Consider the following 14,994-nt stretch of genomic DNA (forward strand, 5'->3'; position numbering starts at 1 on the left):
CGCGGCGGCGCGCGTTCCCGCGGGCGCGGGCGCGGGCGCGGGCGCGCCCGCCGGGCTCGGCGCGGCCGGCGGCGTGGGAAGAGGGGGGCGCGTCGTCGCCGGGCGCTATGGGGCCGGGCAGGTCGGGGGCGTCGGCGGCGGGGCCGCCGGGGGCGGGTTCCGCGTCCGGCCGCAGCCGGTAGCTGCCCGTGCCCGGATCGTAAACCCACTGGTCGGCGGGGTTGGTGTCGCCTGACCGGTGCCGGCCGCCCGAGCCGCTGTACCTACGGCCTTGCGAGTCCACGGTCGCCTGTGCCCTCCGTCGGTGCCACGCCGCGCCTCCCCCCTGGGCGCTGGTTCTGCATAGGTGTACGTGTGCGAGTCGATGTGCGTTCTGCGTCTGCGTGTGTCTGCCTGCTGCTGCGGTCCGGGTGCGGGGTGTGTGCCGTCGTCCGGCCTCGCCGGGCCGGATGGCCACATTAGCCGCCCTGTTCAGGGCCTCGGCACTCCCGTGACAAATTCCACTCCCTCACAACTGGACGAACGGGTGGATAAGTTCCCCGCGATGAACAAGCCTTTACTCACCCGAGGTGCCGCAAATGTCGGTATCGGCGGTGGTGCCGGGGAACCCGGGCTCCGAGTCCGCCGGGCCCTGGCCGGGCTTCGAGGACGAGGACGGCGCGGACGAGGAGGACGACGCGGAGGGGCCCGGCGACGCCCCCGACGACGGCGGCGCGGCCGGGGACGAGGCGGCGGAGGCCGGCGTCTCCGGGGAGTCGGACGCGGTCGCCGGGGGCGTCCGCGCCGCGGTGCCCTCCGTCATGGTGCGCGTGCCGTCCGCCGCGGCCCCTTCCGCGGCCTGCACCGTCTCCGGCTCCGCCACCCGCACCGCGCGGTCCTCGCGCAGCGCGGAGAACAGCTCGTCGGCGTCGGGCTGCACCAACTGGTCGCGGTTGGGGTCGAGGACGTAGGGCTCGCGGGGGACGGTGAGGAACACCACGTTCTCCGTCGGGGTCTTCTCGACGCTGCGGGCCAGCTTGTACAGCTCGCCGAGCGAGTCCAGGCCCTCGTCCGCGATGAGCGAGGAGGTGGCCGCGTCCATCACCGAGTACAGCTTGGTCGGGCTGAACAGGATGCCCTTGCTCTGCACCTTGCCGACCAGCGAGGCGAGGAACTGCTGCTGCCGCTCCATGCGCTGGGTGTCGCTGCCGTCGCCGATGCCCTTGCGCGCCCGCACGAACGCCAGGGCCTGCTCGCCGTCGAGGGTCTGCCTGCCCGCGGGCAGGTCGAGTCTGGCGTCGGTGTCGCGGGCGGGCTCGGGCAGGCATATGTCGACGCCGTCCACCGCGTCGACCATCTTCTTGAAGCCGGTGAAGTCCACGATGAGGTGGTGGTCTATTCGGATGCCCGTCATGATCTCGACGGTCCGGATCGTGCAGGCCGCGCCGCCGAACTGGAACGCCCAGTTGAACTGGGCGCGCTGGGCGCGGGTCTCGTCGCCCTCCTCGTCCCGGCAGGCGGGGATGTCCACCATCAGGTCGCGGGGGATGCTGACGGCCGTGGCGTTCTTCCGGTCGGCGGACAGGTGCAGCAGGATCGTGGTGTCCGAGCGCTGGCTGCCCTCGTCGCCGCCGTACTCGGCGTTGGCGCCGCTGCGGTCGTCGGAGCCTATGAGCAGGATGTTCAGGGCGTCGTAGGAGACGGCGGCGCGCTTGGGGCGCTGGCTCTCGTAGTCGTCCAGTATCCGGGCGGTGGTCCGGTCGGTGCGGATGTTGCCGTCGAGCTTGCGGTAGAGGGCGTAGGCCACGCCCGCGGTGGCCACCAGCAGCAGCGACGTCCCGATGGCGACGCCCTTGAGCACACGGCGGCGACGGCTGCGGGGCGGCGCGGGGGGCGGCGCGGCGGACGGCGGGCCGTCGGACGTGCCCTCCTCGGACGGCGCGCCCTCGGCGGGTGCGGTCCCGGCCGGTTCGGGCGCCCCCTGGTCGGCACCGCTCTCAGCGGCGCCGTCCCGCGGCGCGGATGCGCTCTCGCCGTCCTCCGCCTCGGGCGGTTCGGAGGCGCCAGGGGTGTCCGCTCTCTTGCCCACGTCTGCGCTCATCCCCCTGGAAAAAGGTATGTGTCGGGTGGCACGGCACGTCATCCGGAAATATGAAGAGACCGCTGAACACCCGAGCAGACGCTCGGGGGGCGCACAAGGTTGTGCGCCCCCATCAACTATGGCGACAGGTACAACAGTTCACCGAACAGCCACTGGAGATTCACACACGCGCCGTGACCCGTTCCTGCTCCAGCCGCCGCTCCAGCGCCGCGGGCGCCAGCCGGTCCAGGTTGCGGCACAGCACGACGGACGCCCCCGCGGCCAGCGGCGCGAGCAGCCCGTCGGCCAGCCCCTCCCAGGTGTCCAGCGGCTTGGCGCTGAGCACCCGCGCGCCGCGGCCGAGCCCCACCTCGCGGGCCCGCTCCGCCGCGCGCCGCACGACCTGACGACCGGTCAACTCCACTCCGTCCACGGCGAGCGCGGCGTCGTCCCCGGAGACCGGCTGGTACGGCGCGAACCGGTCACCCTGCCCCGCCACCTCGGCCGCGTAGTCCACGAACCCCGGCGGCAACTGCGGGAACCGCCCGCCCAGCGGCAGCAGCGACACCGCCACCCGCTCCCCCGGGCACGCCCGCGCCGCCTCCACCGCCTCCGGCCCGGCCACCGCCACCGCGCACGCCCCCGGGTCCCCGCCGGGCACCACGACCACGCCCGCCTCCCAGCAGGCCATCGCCCACACCGCGGCCTGCCAGTGCGCGGGCAGCAGCAGCGCCAGCCGGTCCCCCGGCTGGGCGCCGAGCTCGTCGCGCAGCAGGTTCGCCGTCTTGGCGACCCAGTTGTGGAAGGTGGCCACGGAGAGCTCGACCCGCTCCCCCGTGGCGTCGTCGTAGAACGTCGTGAACGGCCGCGCCGCGTCCTCGTCGAGCGCGGAACGCAGCAGGCCCGCGGGGGTGTGTGCAGTGGTGTCCATGCCCCGGAAGCCTAGGGCGGCCGCCCGGCGCCGCGCGCACGGCACCGCCCCCGGACCGGGCGTGTCCGGGGGCGGTGCGGCGAGGCCGGGGGCGGGGAGGCCGGGGGCGGGGCGGGGCAACGCCTAGCGCTGCGCCTGGACGGTCACCTTGCGGTCGTTCTTCAGCTCGTCGAACAGCTTCTTCGCCCGCGTCATGTCCCACTTGACCGCGCTGCCCTTGGGCGTGGAGAACCCGGGGTCGGCCACCGGCACGTTGAGGGTCTTGCCGTCGCCCCCGGTGGCGCCCTTCATCGCCCAGAACATGGTGGCCACGTCCCACAGGCCCATGTCCTTGTCGACCACCAGGGAGTCCAGGCCGGCGCCCATCGTCGGGTAGAGCGAGAACGGGTTGAGGACGGTGCCGGGGGTGGCGGCCTGGTCGGCGAGCGCGGCCAGGAACTTCTGCTGGTTCTTGGTGCGGCCCAGGTCGCCCTCGGCCTCCTGGTAGCGCTGGCGGACGAAGGACAGCGACTCGGTGCCGCTCAGCGTCTGGCAGCCCTTCTTCAGGTCGGCGCCGGAGTTCTTGTCCTTGATGTCCTTGTCCAGGCACATGTCCACGCCGCCGACCGCGTCCACGATGTCCACGAAGCCGTCGAAGCCGATCTCGGCGTAGTGGTCGATGCGCAGCCCGGTGTTGTACTCCACGGTGCGCACCAGCAGTTCGGGCCCCTCGATGGAGAAGGCGGCGTTCAGCTTGTTCTGCTGCTCGGGTATGCGGCGCCCGCTGACCGAGCCGGTGAACGAGGGGATGGTCACCCACGAGTCGCGCGGCAGGCTCATCATCGTGGTGCCGTTGTCGCCGGTGTGCAGCAGGATCATCGAGTCGGTGCGGCGGCCGTCGGTGGAGCCGGTGCGCATCTTCTTCTTCTCCTCGTCGGACAGGCCCTCGCGGCTGTCGGACCCGACGATGAGGTAGTTGGTGCCCTTGCCCTTCTCCGGCCGGTCCTCCACCTTGCTGAGGTCCACGTCCCGCCTGAGCTTGGAGTCCGCCCAGAAGTAGGTGACGACGGAGGTCACCAGCAGCGCGAGCACCAGCCCCAGCGCGGTGAACCCGATCCTGCGCCGCCAGTTGGGCCGGGCGCCGGGGTTGCGGCGGGCGGTGCGGGCGGGCGGGCCGAACGCCGCGCCGCCGCCGCCCGCGCCCTCGGGGCGGGTCTGCGCCGGGATGCCGCCCGCGGCCGCCGCGCGGCGCGGGGAGAGCTCGGGCGGGAGCGGAGGCTCGGCCGGCGGGCGCTGCGGCGGCGGATAGCCGCTGCCGGGCTGCTGCACGTGCCCCATCACCCGTGTCGGCTCCGGTTCGCCACCGTGCCGATCGTTCCTGCCATACCCGTCCGGCCACTCGTTCATGAGGTGCAGTGTGCACGGTCGCGGGTGTGCCGCACCAAGCGGTCCGGACATCTGTAGCAGAGCTGATGCAGCCCGGTCGCACGCCCGTCCCCGCCGTGACCGGCCCGCACCACCCGGCGGCCCCGCCCGCCGGCCCGCCTACCCTGGTCGGCATGAGCACCCCAGCCGCACCGCCCGCCGGGAACGGCCTTCCCGGCAAGCCCACCTCGGCCTCGCGCACCACGCTCAGCCACATCATGACGGCCGGCGACACCAACCTGCTCGGCACCGTCCACGGCGGCGTGATCATGAAGTTGGTGGACGACGCCGCGGGCGCGGTCGCCGGGCGCCACTCCGGCGGGCCCGCGGTCACCGCGTCCATGGACGAGATGGCGTTCTTCGAGCCGGTCCGGGTCGGCGACCTGGTGCATGTGCGGGCGCAGTGCAACTGGACGGGGCGTTCGTCGATGGAGATCGGGGTGCGCATCATGGCGGAGCGGTGGAACGAGTCCACGCCCGCCACCCACGTCGGCAGCGCCTACCTGGTGTTCACGGCCGTGGACGACAGCGGCAGGCCGCGGCCGGTGCCTCCGGTCCTGCCCGAGACGGAGCGCGACAAGCGCCGCTGGCACGAGGCGGAGATCCGCCGCACCCACCGCCTGGCCCGCCGCCGCGCCATCAAGGAGCTGCGGGAGCGGCGGGCGGCCGAGGGCATCGAGGACTGAGCGGGGAGGGCCGGGCCGCGCGGGCCGGCGGCGCGGCCGGAGCGGCTGGGAACGGGCCGGACGGGCGCCGGACGGGGCCCGGGGCGGTTCAGTACGCGCCGGTCGGGAGCGGCCGCCGCCGGGTGCCGTCGCGCAGGACCGTGCCCCACCAGTCGAGCTGGTCGAGCATGTGCCGGGCGGCCTCGTTCGGGCCGGCCGGGTCCTTCAGCGTGCCGTCGGGCCCGAACAGCTCGTAGTAGCGGGGGAAGGACACGTAGTCGCGGACGGTGTGGGCGTGCAGCTCGCCCAGCACCTGCCGCAGGTGCTCGATGGCCAGCAGGCCGCCGCTGCCGCCGCTGTAGCCGACGAAGCCGACCGGCTTGGCCCGCCACTGGGTGTAGTGCCAGTCGATGGCGGCCTTGATCGAGGCGGGATAGCTGCGGTTGTAGTCCGGGGTGAGGACGACGATCGCGTCGGCGGCCTCGATCCGCTCGGTGAGCGCCGCCATGCCCGCCGGCCTGGGCAGCTCCGGGTCCATCGCCGGGAGCGTGGACGGCATCACCAGCGGCAGCTCGACGTCGGCCAGGTCGACGCGGTGCACGGTGAACGCGCCGTGCGCCTGTGCCCGCTCGGTGAACCAGTCGGCGACGACGGGCCCGAACCGGCCCTCCCGGACACTGCCGACGACGACGGCGAGGTCGAGCCTGCCGGTGGTGTCGGTGGTGCCGCTGGTGTCGGTCGTGGTGGTGGACATGGTGGTGCTCCCTCGGCTGTGGCTCGGGGTGGACGCCGACCAATCTGCCGATCGGCGCGCGGGCCGGGGAGGCCGGGCCGAGACTGGTAGGGCCAGGGCCACCCTCCGGGGCGGGCGCGGGCGGTACCTTCGGCGGGTGAGCGAGAACGAGCTCGGCCTGTTCCTGCGCAGTCGCCGCGAGGCCGTCACCCCCGCCGCCGTCGGGCTGCCCGCCGGCCCCCGCCGCCGCACCCCCGGGCTGCGCCGGGCCGAGCTGGCCACGCTGGCCGGGGTCAGCGTCGAGTACGTCACCCGGCTGGAACAGGGCCGCGACCGCGCCCCCTCCCCGCAGGTGCTGACCGCGCTCGCCGACGCGCTGCGGCTGACCCCGGGCGAGCGGGTGCACCTGTACCGGCTCACCAAGACCGGCGGCGGAGGGTTCTCCTGCACGGGCGGCCATACCCCGGCCCGCAGCGTGCGCCCCACCGTCCGGGCCGTGCTGGAGCGCCTGGAGCCGGCCCCGGCCGCGGTGCTCAACCGGCTCGGCGAGGTCCTCGCCCACACCGAGGGCTACGCGCGGCTCGCGGGACCGGTGGGGATGCTGGACGGCGACCCGCCGAACCTGGCCCGCTTCGTGCTCACCGACGCCCGGGCGCGCACCGCCTTCCCCGACTGGACGCGGGTCGCCGACGAGCAGGTCGCCGCGCTCAAGCAGGGCCCGTGCCTGGCCGACCCGTTCGTGGCCGCGCTCGCCGACGAGCTGACGCTCACCGCGGGCGCCGAGTTCACCGACCGGTTCGCCGCCCTGCCCGGGCTGCCCCGCGGCAACGGCGTGACCCGCCTGGTCCACCCGGAGACCGGCGAGCTGCGCCTGGCCTACGAGACCCTGGACCTGCCCGTGGACGACGACCAGCGCCTGGTCGTCCACCTGCCCGCCGACGACGCCACGGCCGCCGCCCTGGACCGCCTCACCGGCCGCGTGCCGGGCGCGCTGCGCGCGGTGTCCGGCTGAGCGGTGCCGCCGCCCAGTGCGCGGGGCGGCGCAGCGCCGCGGGCAGCCTCGTCGCGGTGTCGCCCCTGGCCGCGTTCACCTGGGACTGGGTGAGGAACAGGCTCTCGCCGAGGTCGGCGCCCCGCACGTCGGCGTCGCGGAGGTCGGCCCCGAGCAGGTCGGCCGCCCGCAGGTCCGCGCCGCGCAGGTCGGCGGCGATCAGCCAGGCGCCGCGCAGCGCGGCCCCCCGCAGGTCGGCGCCCCGCAGCCGCGCGCCCACCAGGTCCGCTCCCCGGTGTTCCCGGCGGCGGCCGGGCGCGCCGGACCGCACCAGCTCGCTGACCCGCGCCAGCAGCTCGCCCACGTCCTGCCGCAGTGCCGCCACGTCCAGCGCGGCCAGCTCCGCGGCGCCGCCCGCGGCGGCCGACTCCACCTCGTCCGCGGCCCGCCGCAGCTCTCCGTTGACCGGGCGGGCGCGCGGCAGCTCCAGGGCCTCGCGCAGATACCAGAGCATCTCGTGCAACTGCCGCACCACCGGGAACACAGCGAACATGGGGTGGGCGGTCGCCGGGTCCCGCCGCCAGTCCCGCCCGCCGAAGGTGCCCTGCGAGACCCGCTGCCCGGCGCCGAAGCAGTCGAAGACGGTGCAGCCCGCGAACCCCCGCTCCCGCAGCCGGTCGTGGACGCCGCAGCGGAAGTCCCGCCGGAGGTTGGCGCAGGGCTCCCCGGCGGCCTTGTCGACCGCGAACCCGGAGGAGGCGGAGAACGGCAGCGCCACGCAGCACAGCGCAAAGCAGGAGGAGCAGTCGGCCCGCAGCCCGGCGCGGGCGTCGGCGGGAGGCGGGGCGGGATCGTGGGCGGTCAACGCGCGGGTTTCCTCCTGGGGCGGGGAGCACCGCGCACCCGTCGGCCGCACTCCGTTCGGCTCCATTCTCGCCGAACGCGGGGCGGGACGGCCGCGGCCCCCGGCGCGGGGGCGGGGGCCGCGGCCGCCGGGGGCCGGGTGCGCCGAGGGGCGGGGGGTGCCGCTCGGGCCGGAACGGGCTACTTCAGCAGGCTCCTGGCCATGACGATGCGCTGGACCTGGTTGGTGCCCTCGTAGATCTGGGTGATCTTGGCGTCGCGCATCATGCGCTCCACCGGGTAGTCGCGGGTGTAGCCGTAGCCGCCCAGCAACTGGACCGCGTCGGTGGTGATCTCCATGGCGGCGTCGGAGGCGTAGCACTTGGCGGCGGCGCCGAAGAAGGTGAGGTCGCCGTCCTCGCGCTCGGAGCGGGCCGCGGCGGCGTAGGTGAGCTGGCGGGCGGCCTCCAGCTTCATGGCCATGTCGGCCAGCATGAACTGGATGCCCTGGAAGTCGGCGATGGCCTTGCCGAACTGCTTGCGCTCCTTGACGTAGCCCTTGGCGTAGTCCAGCGCGCCCTGGGCGATGCCGAGGGCCTGGGCGGCGATGGTGATGCGGGTGTGGTCCAGGGTCCGCATCGCGGTGGCGAAGCCGGTGCCCTCCTCGCCGATCATGCGGTCGGCGGGGATGCGGACGTTGTCCAGGTAGACCTCGCGGGTCGGGGAGCCCTTGATGCCGAGCTTCTTCTCGGGGGCGCCGAAGGACACGCCCTCGTCGGACTTCTCCACCACGAACGCGCTGATGCCCCTGGAGCGCTTCTCCGGGTCGGTGACGGCCATCACCGTGTAGTACTCGCTGACGCCCGCGTTGGTGATCCAGCGCTTGACGCCGTTGAGCACCCAGGAGTCGCCGTCGCGCACCGCGCGGGTCTTCATGCCCGCCGCGTCCGAGCCCGCGTCCGGCTCGGACAGGCAGTACGAGAACATCGCGTCGCCCTTGGCCAGCGGCGCCAGGTACCTGCTCTTGAGCTCCTCGGAGCCGGAGAGGATCACCGGCAGGGAGCCGAGCTTGTTGACCGCGGGGATCAGGGAGGAGGAGGCGCAGACCCGGGCGACCTCCTCGATGACGATGACGGTGGCCAGCGCGTCCGCGCCCGCGCCGCCGTACGCCTCGGGGACGTGGACGGCGTGCATGTCCGCCGCGACCAGGGCGTCCAGCGCCTCCTGGGGGAAGCGGCCCTGCTCGTCCACGTCCGCCGCGTAGGGGGCGATCTTCGCCTCGGCGAGCGCGCGGACGGACTCCCGGAGCGCCTCGTGCTCCTCGCCCGTCCGGAACAGGTCGAAATCAGTGTTGCCGTGGCTGCCCAACGTCCCCTCACCTCTCGCCGTGCGTCGTCCCGCGCCGTGCTGTGGCCCGCTGCTCGGCGCGGTCCTGCCGCGCTCCGCCGTTGTGCCGCGTCGTCCCAGCCAGCGTTGTTAACTACCGTTCAGTACAGACAATCGTAGGTCGCTTGCGCGCGCCTGGACCACGTGACGTGCGCGACAGCCTCCGGCCGCCGGATACGATCGCGTGCATCGCCCGATCCGGCCGCCGGGCGGCCGCGGCGGGGCCCCACGACGACAAGGAGCCGGTCGAAGATGAGCCCGAAGATCACGGTCATCGGGACGGGCTACCTCGGCGCCACGCACGCCGCCGGAATGGCGGAGCTGGGCTTCGAGGTCCTGGGCCTGGACACGGACGTGGAGAAGACGGCGGCGCTGTCCGCCGGGCGGGTGCCCTTCTACGAGCCCGGCCTGGAGGAGCTGCTGCGGCGGCACCTGGACGGCGGCAGGCTGCGCTTCACCACCGACTACGCCGAGGCCGGGGAGTTCGGGGACGTCCACTTCGTGTGCGTGGGCACGCCCCAGAAGAAGGGCGAGTTCGCCGCCGACATGCGGTACGTGGACGCGGCGGTGGACGCCCTCGCCCCGCACCTGCGCAGGCCCGCGCTGGTCGTGGGCAAGTCCACGGTGCCGGTGGGCACCGCGGCGCGCCTGGCGGAGAAACTGGCGGCGCTCGCCCCCGCGGGCGAGGAGGCCGAGCTGGCGTGGAACCCGGAGTTCCTGCGGGAGGGCTTCGCGGTGCAGGACACGCTGCGGCCCGACCGGCTGGTGTTCGGGGTGCGCTCGGGGCGCGCGGAGGCCAGGCTGCGGGAGGTGTACGCGTCCACGATCGAGGCGGGCACCCCGGTGGTGGTCACCGACTACCCGACCGCGGAGCTGGTGAAGGTCAGCGCCAACGCGTTCCTGTCCACCAAGATCTCGTTCATCAACGCGATGGCCGAGGTGTGCGAGGCGGCGGGCGCGGACGTGCTGAAGCTGAGCGAGTCCCTGGGCTACGACGACCGGATCGGCCGCAAGTTCCTCGGCGCCGGGCTCGGCTTCGGCGGCGGCTGCCTGCCCAAGGACATCCGGGCGTTCATGGCCAGGGCCGGGGAGCTGGGCGCCGACCAGGCGCTGACCTTCCTGCGCGAGGTGGACGCGATCAACATGCGGCGCCGCGCCAAGATGGTGGACCTGGCCCGCGAGCAGTGCGGCGGCGGGTTCCTCGGGCGGCGGATCGCGGTGCTCGGGGCCGCGTTCAAGCCCGACTCCGACGACATCCGCGACTCCCCCGCGCTGAACGTGGCCGCGCAGATCCAGCTCCAGGGCGGCCAGGTCACCGTCTACGACCCGAAGGCGCTGGACAACGCCCGCAAGATGTACCCGCACCTGAGCTACGCGGAGTCCGCGGCCGAGGCGGCGGAGGGGGCGCACGTGGTGCTGCACCTCACCGAGTGGCGGGAGTTCCGGGAGATCGACCCGGCGGAGTTCGGCGGGCTCGTCGCGGAGCGGCGGATCCTGGACGGGCGCAACGCCCTGGACCCGGCGCGCTGGCGGGCCGCGGGGTGGACGTACCGGGCCCTGGGACGGCCCAGCGCCTGAGGCCCGCCGCCCGCCCGTCGCCCCGCCCGCCACCCCAGTGGCGGGCGGGGCGACGGGCGGGCGGGCGGAGGTCGAGGGTACGGTGTCAGGCATGGCTGCCAACGGCTTCCCCCACCACCAGGACCCGGACACCGCCCGGGAGATCCTCTCCGCCGCCGGGGACACCTGGGCCGTGGTGGGTCTCTCCACCAACCCCTCGCGTGCCGCGTTCGGCGTCGCCCGCACCCTTCAGCGCTTCGGGAAGCGGATCGTGCCCGTGCACCCGAAGGCGGAGGCGGTGCACGGCGAGCGGGGCTATGCCTCGCTGGCGGACATCCCGTTCCCGGTGGACGTGGTCGACGTGTTCGTCAACGCGTCCCTGGCCGGGCAGGTCGCCGACGAGGCGGTGGCGGCCGGGGCCAAGGCGGTGTGGTTCCAGCTCGGGGTGGTCGACCCCGAGGCGTACGAGCGGGTCAGGGCGGCGGGCCTGCCGATGGTGATGGACCGCTGCCCGGCGATCGACATCCCCGCGTTCTTCGGCTGAGCGCGCCCGCGGGCCGCCCGGCGGGCCCACGGCGCGCTCACCCGCGGCGGCGGCTCACCCGGGACTGCGGCTCACCGGGGACTGGGCTCACCGGGGACGGCGGCTCACTCGCCGAAGCCGAACGAGTCCGCCGCGGCGAGCCTGGCGCGCAGCTTCCTGCCCTTGTCGGTGGCCTGGGCGTTGAGGTCTTCCTGGAAGCGCCGCATGCGCTCGCGCAGCTCCTCGTCGTGCGCGGCCAGCATCCGCACGGCCAGCAGCCCGGCGTTGCGGGCGCCCGCGACCGACACCGTGGCGACGGGCACGCCCGCGGGCATCTGCACGATGGACAGCAGGGAGTCCATGCCGTCCAGGTACCGCAGCGGCACCGGCACGCCGATGACGGGCAGCGGGGTGACGGAGGCCAGCATGCCGGGCAGGTGGGCGGCGCCCCCGGCCCCGGCGATGATCACCTTCAGGCCGCGGTCGGCCGCGCTCTCCCCGTAGGAGATCATCTCGTGCGGCATGCGGTGCGCGGAGACCACGTCGGCCTCGTAGGGGACCTCGAACTCCTCCAGCGCCTTGGCCGCGGCCTCCATCACCGGCCAGTCGGAGTCGGAGCCCATCACGACGCCGACCAGCGGCGCGTTGCTCTCGCGGTTCACTCGGTGATCGTCCCTCGCAGATAGTCGGCCGCGTGGCGGGCGCGGGCCCGCACCTCGTCCAGGTCGTCGCCGAAGGTGTTGACGTGCCCGACCTTGCGGCCCGGCTTGACGTCCTTGCCGTACATGTGGATCTTCAGCGCCGGGTCGCGGGCCATGCAGTGCAGATAGCCGTAGTACATGTCCGGGTAGTCCCCGCCGAGGACGTTGGCCATCACCGTCCAGCGGGCCCGGGGCCTGGGGTCGCCGAGCGGGAGGTCGAGGACGGCCCGCAGGTGGTTGGCGAACTGGCTGGTGACGGCGCCGTCCTGGGTCCAGTGGCCGCTGTTGTGCGGGCGCATCGCCAACTCGTTGACGAGGATCCGGCCGTCCGCCGTCTCGAACAGCTCCACGGCCAGGTGGCCGACCACGCCGAGCTCCTTGGCGATGGTGAGCGCGATCCGCTGCGCCTCGCCGGACAGCTCGTCGGACAGGCCGGGGGCCGGGGCGATCACCTCGTTGCACACCCCGTCGACCTGGATGGACTCCACCACCGGGTAGGCGACGGCCTGGCCGTGCGGGGAGCGCACCACATTGGCCGCGAGCTCCCGGGCGAACGGGACCTTCTCCTCGGCGAGCACCGGCACCCCGGCGCGGAACGCCTGGCCGCCCGCCTCCGGGTCGGCGGCCTCCGCCTCGCCGCGGACGATCCACACGCCCTTGCCGTCGTAGCCGCCGCGCACGGTCTTCAGCACGACCGGCCACCCGGCGCCCTCGGCCGCGAACGCCGCCACGTCGGCCGCGTCGGCGACGATCCGGTGCCGCGGGCACGGCACGCCGATCGCGGTCAGCCGGGCGCGCATGACGCCCTTGTCCTGGGCGTGCACCAGCGCGTCCGCGCCGGGCCGGACGGCGACGCCCTCGGCCTCAAGCGCCCGCAGGTGCTCGGTCGGGACGTGCTCGTGGTCGAACGTGATCACGTCGCAGCCCTCGGCGAACCGGCGCAGTGTGTCCAGGTCGCGGTGGTCGCCGACCACGACGTCGTGCACGGCCTGCGCCGCGGAGTCCTGCGGGGCGTTGCTGAGCAGCTTGAACCTGATGCCGAGCGGGATGCCCGCCTCATGCGTCATCCGGGCGAGCTGGCCGCCGCCCACCATGCCGACTACGGGGAAAGTCACGCCAGCCAGGGTATCCGCCCGGCCGCGCCGCGCCGCAGGTGGGAGGCCGCGCGCCCGGTGGCGATCACGCTGCGTGTCGGGCCGCGCGGGCGGTGTGAGCGGCCGGGCGGAGCCCCTGGCACCCGATCGCACCGCTGTGACCTGGGGTTTCACCCTATTGCTCCGCTTACCGGGCTGACTTCCCTATGCCCCGACTAGCATGAAGTGCCTACCGGATGTCGAACGACGGGGCGCCACGATCACCATGACTGTACTTCGCGGGCTGTACCCACGACTCGGTTCGATCATCACCGAGCTGGCCAAGTTCGGCGCGGTGGGTGCGATCGGCTTCGTCGTGAACATCGCGGTGTTCAACTTCTGCCTGCACGCGCTGGACCTCCAGACGGTCCGCTCCGGCGTGATCGCCACGGCGGTGGCCATCGGCACCAACTACCTGGGGAACAGGTACTGGACCTACCGCCACTGCGACAAGACGCAGCGCACCCGGGAGATCAGCCTGTTCATGCTGTTCAGCGGCATCGGGCTGGTGATCGAGAACGGTGTGCTGGCGATCTCGCACTACGGGTTCGGGTTCACCTCGGTGCTCGCGGACAACGTCGCGAAGAACGTCATCGGGCTCGGGATCGGGACGCTGTTCCGGTTCTGGTCCTACCGCACCTGGGTGTTCCGGAACGAGGCGGCGGTGCTCGGCGCGGCCGAGGACCTGCTGCCGGGCCGCGAACGCGCGGTGACCGGGGCGCCGCAGGCGTGACGGCCCGGCCGTCAGTGGTCCTCGACCCGGCGGCCGAGACCCCGCCTGATGATCCTCGACCTGGCGGCCGAGACCCCGCTAATGGTCCTCGACCTGGCGGCCGAGGAACAGAGCGAACACCGGCGGCCGCTGCTGGAGGAGTTCCAGGCGGCCGCCGTCCGCCTCGGCCAGGTCGCGGGCCACGGCCAGGCCGAGGCCGGTGGAGTTGCGGCCGCTGACCGTGCGCTCGAAGACGCGCGAGCCCAGGTCCGGCGGCACCCCGACGCCCTGGTCGGTGACCTCGACCACCACCTGGTTGCCGGTGACCCGGGTGTGCAGGCCGACGTCGCCGTCGCCGTGCATCAGCGAGTTCTCGATCAGGGTGGCCAGCACCTGCGCCACCGCGCCCGGCGTGCCCACCGCCTGGAGGTCCTTGGCGCCGGAGCAGGTGATGGCGCGGCCCTCCACGCGGTAGGCGGGCCGCCACTCCTCGATCTGCTGCTTGACCACCTCGTCCAGGTCGAACGTGACCGCGGAGCCCCGCTTGGGGTCGCGGGAGTTCGTCAGCAGCCGCTGCACCACGTCGGTGAGCCGCTCCACCTGGCCGAGCGCTATCGCCGCCTCCTCCTTGACGATGGCCGGGTCGTCGGTGGCGATGATCTCCTCCAGGCGCATCGACAGCGCGGTGAGCGGTGTGCGCAACTGGTGGGAGGCGTCGGCGGCGAGGCGGCGCTCGGCGGTGAGCATCCGGGCGATGCGCTCGGCGCTGGCGTCCAGCACGTCCGCGACCCGGTCCAGCTCCGGCACCCCGTACCTGCGGTGCCGGGGGCGCGGGTCGCCGGAGCCGAGGCGCTCGGCGGTCTCGGCGAGGTCGATCAGGGGCGCGGCGAGCTTCCTGGCCTGGCGCACGGCCAGCAGCACGGCGGCCAGCACGGCCAGCAGCGCGACGCCGCCGATGACCAGCAGGGTGCGCACGATCTCGCGGCCGACCGAGGAGTACGACTCCTCGATGGTGACCCGCTCGCCGCGGTCGCCGGTGCGCTCGACGCTGATGACCTTGCCCTGCGGGCGCTCGCCCAGCTCGATGGCGCGCTGCCTGGGCACCTCGATCAGGGCGTAGCGCTCGGGGTCGATCTGCCGCCGCAGCGCCTCGGGGGCGACGGTCTCGCCCGCGCCGAGCCGGTTCTCCACGACGCTGAGCAACTGCACCGCCTCGGACTCCACGCTCTCCCTGGCGCTGCTCTCGATGGTCCTGGTCTCCACGACGACCAGCGAGACGCCGAAAACGGCGATCACGACGAGCACCACGGCGAGCGTGGAGTGGATCATTCGTCGGATCATGGGGCCGCGCCAGTT

General features: G+C 73.9%; 14 protein-coding genes. 5 read left to right on the top strand and 9 right to left on the bottom strand.

What is annotated here, in order from left to right; all coding sequences use genetic code 11:
- Window positions 1-556: 556 nt before the first annotated feature.
- The 3 genes from ACYVO2_RS16330 to ACYVO2_RS16340 all read right to left on the bottom strand — a co-directional run bounded on the left by ACYVO2_RS16330 (window position 557) and on the right by ACYVO2_RS16340 (window position 4,376).
- The gene (locus ACYVO2_RS16330; RefSeq protein WP_461008542.1) at window positions 557-2,068 is read right to left on the bottom strand and encodes an LCP family protein; all 1,512 of its coding nucleotides are present in this window, start codon (window positions 2,066-2,068) and stop codon (window positions 557-559) included.
- Window positions 2,069-2,240: 172 nt separating this feature from the next.
- Window positions 2,241-2,990 carry a TIGR03089 family protein gene (locus ACYVO2_RS16335; protein ID WP_461008543.1) on the bottom strand — a complete coding sequence of 250 codons (750 nt, stop codon included), beginning with the start codon at window positions 2,988-2,990 and terminating at the stop codon, window positions 2,241-2,243.
- A gap of 123 nt (window positions 2,991-3,113) precedes the next feature.
- A complete protein-coding gene (locus tag ACYVO2_RS16340; protein ID WP_461008544.1) occupies window positions 3,114-4,376 on the bottom strand; it encodes an LCP family protein in 1,263 nt (420 codons plus the stop codon).
- A 152-nt stretch (window positions 4,377-4,528) separates the two neighbouring features.
- Here ACYVO2_RS16340 and ACYVO2_RS16345 point away from each other — a divergent pair, with 152 nt between their 5' ends.
- Entirely contained in the window at window positions 4,529-5,080 is a 552-nt protein-coding gene (locus ACYVO2_RS16345) for an acyl-CoA thioesterase (protein WP_461008545.1), read from the top strand.
- Between the two features lie 88 nt (window positions 5,081-5,168).
- Here the strand turns inward: ACYVO2_RS16345 and ACYVO2_RS16350 are convergent, their stop codons facing one another.
- Window positions 5,169-5,813, bottom strand: coding sequence for an NADPH-dependent FMN reductase (locus ACYVO2_RS16350; protein WP_461008546.1), 645 nt, complete (start codon window positions 5,811-5,813; stop codon window positions 5,169-5,171).
- Between the two features lie 136 nt (window positions 5,814-5,949).
- Here ACYVO2_RS16350 and ACYVO2_RS16355 point away from each other — a divergent pair, with 136 nt between their 5' ends.
- On the top strand, window positions 5,950-6,804 hold the full coding sequence (locus ACYVO2_RS16355; protein ID WP_461008547.1) for a helix-turn-helix domain-containing protein: 855 nt from the start codon (window positions 5,950-5,952) through the stop codon (window positions 6,802-6,804).
- Here ACYVO2_RS16355 and ACYVO2_RS16360 read toward each other — a convergent pair.
- Together ACYVO2_RS16360 and ACYVO2_RS16365 are read right to left on the bottom strand one after the other, a co-directional pair.
- A complete protein-coding gene (locus tag ACYVO2_RS16360; RefSeq protein ID WP_461008548.1) occupies window positions 6,761-7,648 on the bottom strand; it encodes a pentapeptide repeat-containing protein in 888 nt (295 codons plus the stop codon). The genes ACYVO2_RS16355 and ACYVO2_RS16360 overlap by 44 nt on opposite strands.
- A 179-nt stretch (window positions 7,649-7,827) precedes the next feature.
- Window positions 7,828-8,994 carry an acyl-CoA dehydrogenase family protein gene (locus tag ACYVO2_RS16365; RefSeq protein ID WP_461008549.1) on the bottom strand — a complete coding sequence of 389 codons (1,167 nt, stop codon included), beginning with the start codon at window positions 8,992-8,994 and terminating at the stop codon, window positions 7,828-7,830.
- A 270-nt stretch (window positions 8,995-9,264) separates the two neighbouring features.
- On the opposite strand from ACYVO2_RS16365, the gene ACYVO2_RS16370 reads away from it, so the two are divergent.
- Together ACYVO2_RS16370 and ACYVO2_RS16375 are read left to right on the top strand one after the other, a co-directional pair.
- Window positions 9,265-10,590 (top strand): UDP-glucose dehydrogenase family protein, encoded by a 1,326-nt coding sequence (locus ACYVO2_RS16370; RefSeq protein WP_461008550.1) that lies wholly within the window; start codon window positions 9,265-9,267, stop codon window positions 10,588-10,590.
- 91 nt (window positions 10,591-10,681) lie between these two features.
- Window positions 10,682-11,113 carry a CoA-binding protein gene (locus tag ACYVO2_RS16375; RefSeq protein WP_461008551.1) on the top strand — a complete coding sequence of 144 codons (432 nt, stop codon included), beginning with the start codon at window positions 10,682-10,684 and terminating at the stop codon, window positions 11,111-11,113.
- Window positions 11,114-11,217: 104 nt separating this feature from the next.
- Here the strand turns inward: ACYVO2_RS16375 and purE are convergent, their stop codons facing one another.
- The gene (purE, locus tag ACYVO2_RS16380) at window positions 11,218-11,715 is read right to left on the bottom strand and encodes a 5-(carboxyamino)imidazole ribonucleotide mutase (protein ID WP_461008658.1); all 498 of its coding nucleotides are present in this window, start codon (window positions 11,713-11,715) and stop codon (window positions 11,218-11,220) included.
- Between the two features lie 35 nt (window positions 11,716-11,750).
- Entirely contained in the window at window positions 11,751-12,887 is a 1,137-nt protein-coding gene (locus ACYVO2_RS16385; protein WP_461008659.1) for a 5-(carboxyamino)imidazole ribonucleotide synthase, read from the bottom strand.
- Between the two features lie 265 nt (window positions 12,888-13,152).
- On the opposite strand from ACYVO2_RS16385, the gene ACYVO2_RS16390 reads away from it, so the two are divergent.
- Complete coding sequence (locus ACYVO2_RS16390; protein WP_461008552.1) at window positions 13,153-13,659, top strand: GtrA family protein; 507 nt, start codon at window positions 13,153-13,155, stop codon at window positions 13,657-13,659.
- Between the two features lie 78 nt (window positions 13,660-13,737).
- Here the strand turns inward: ACYVO2_RS16390 and ACYVO2_RS16395 are convergent, their stop codons facing one another.
- The gene (locus ACYVO2_RS16395) at window positions 13,738-14,979 is read right to left on the bottom strand and encodes an ATP-binding protein (RefSeq protein ID WP_461008553.1); all 1,242 of its coding nucleotides are present in this window, start codon (window positions 14,977-14,979) and stop codon (window positions 13,738-13,740) included.
- Window positions 14,980-14,994 lie beyond the last annotated feature (15 nt).

It is taken from the genome of Streptomyces capparidis (assembly GCF_054782095.1).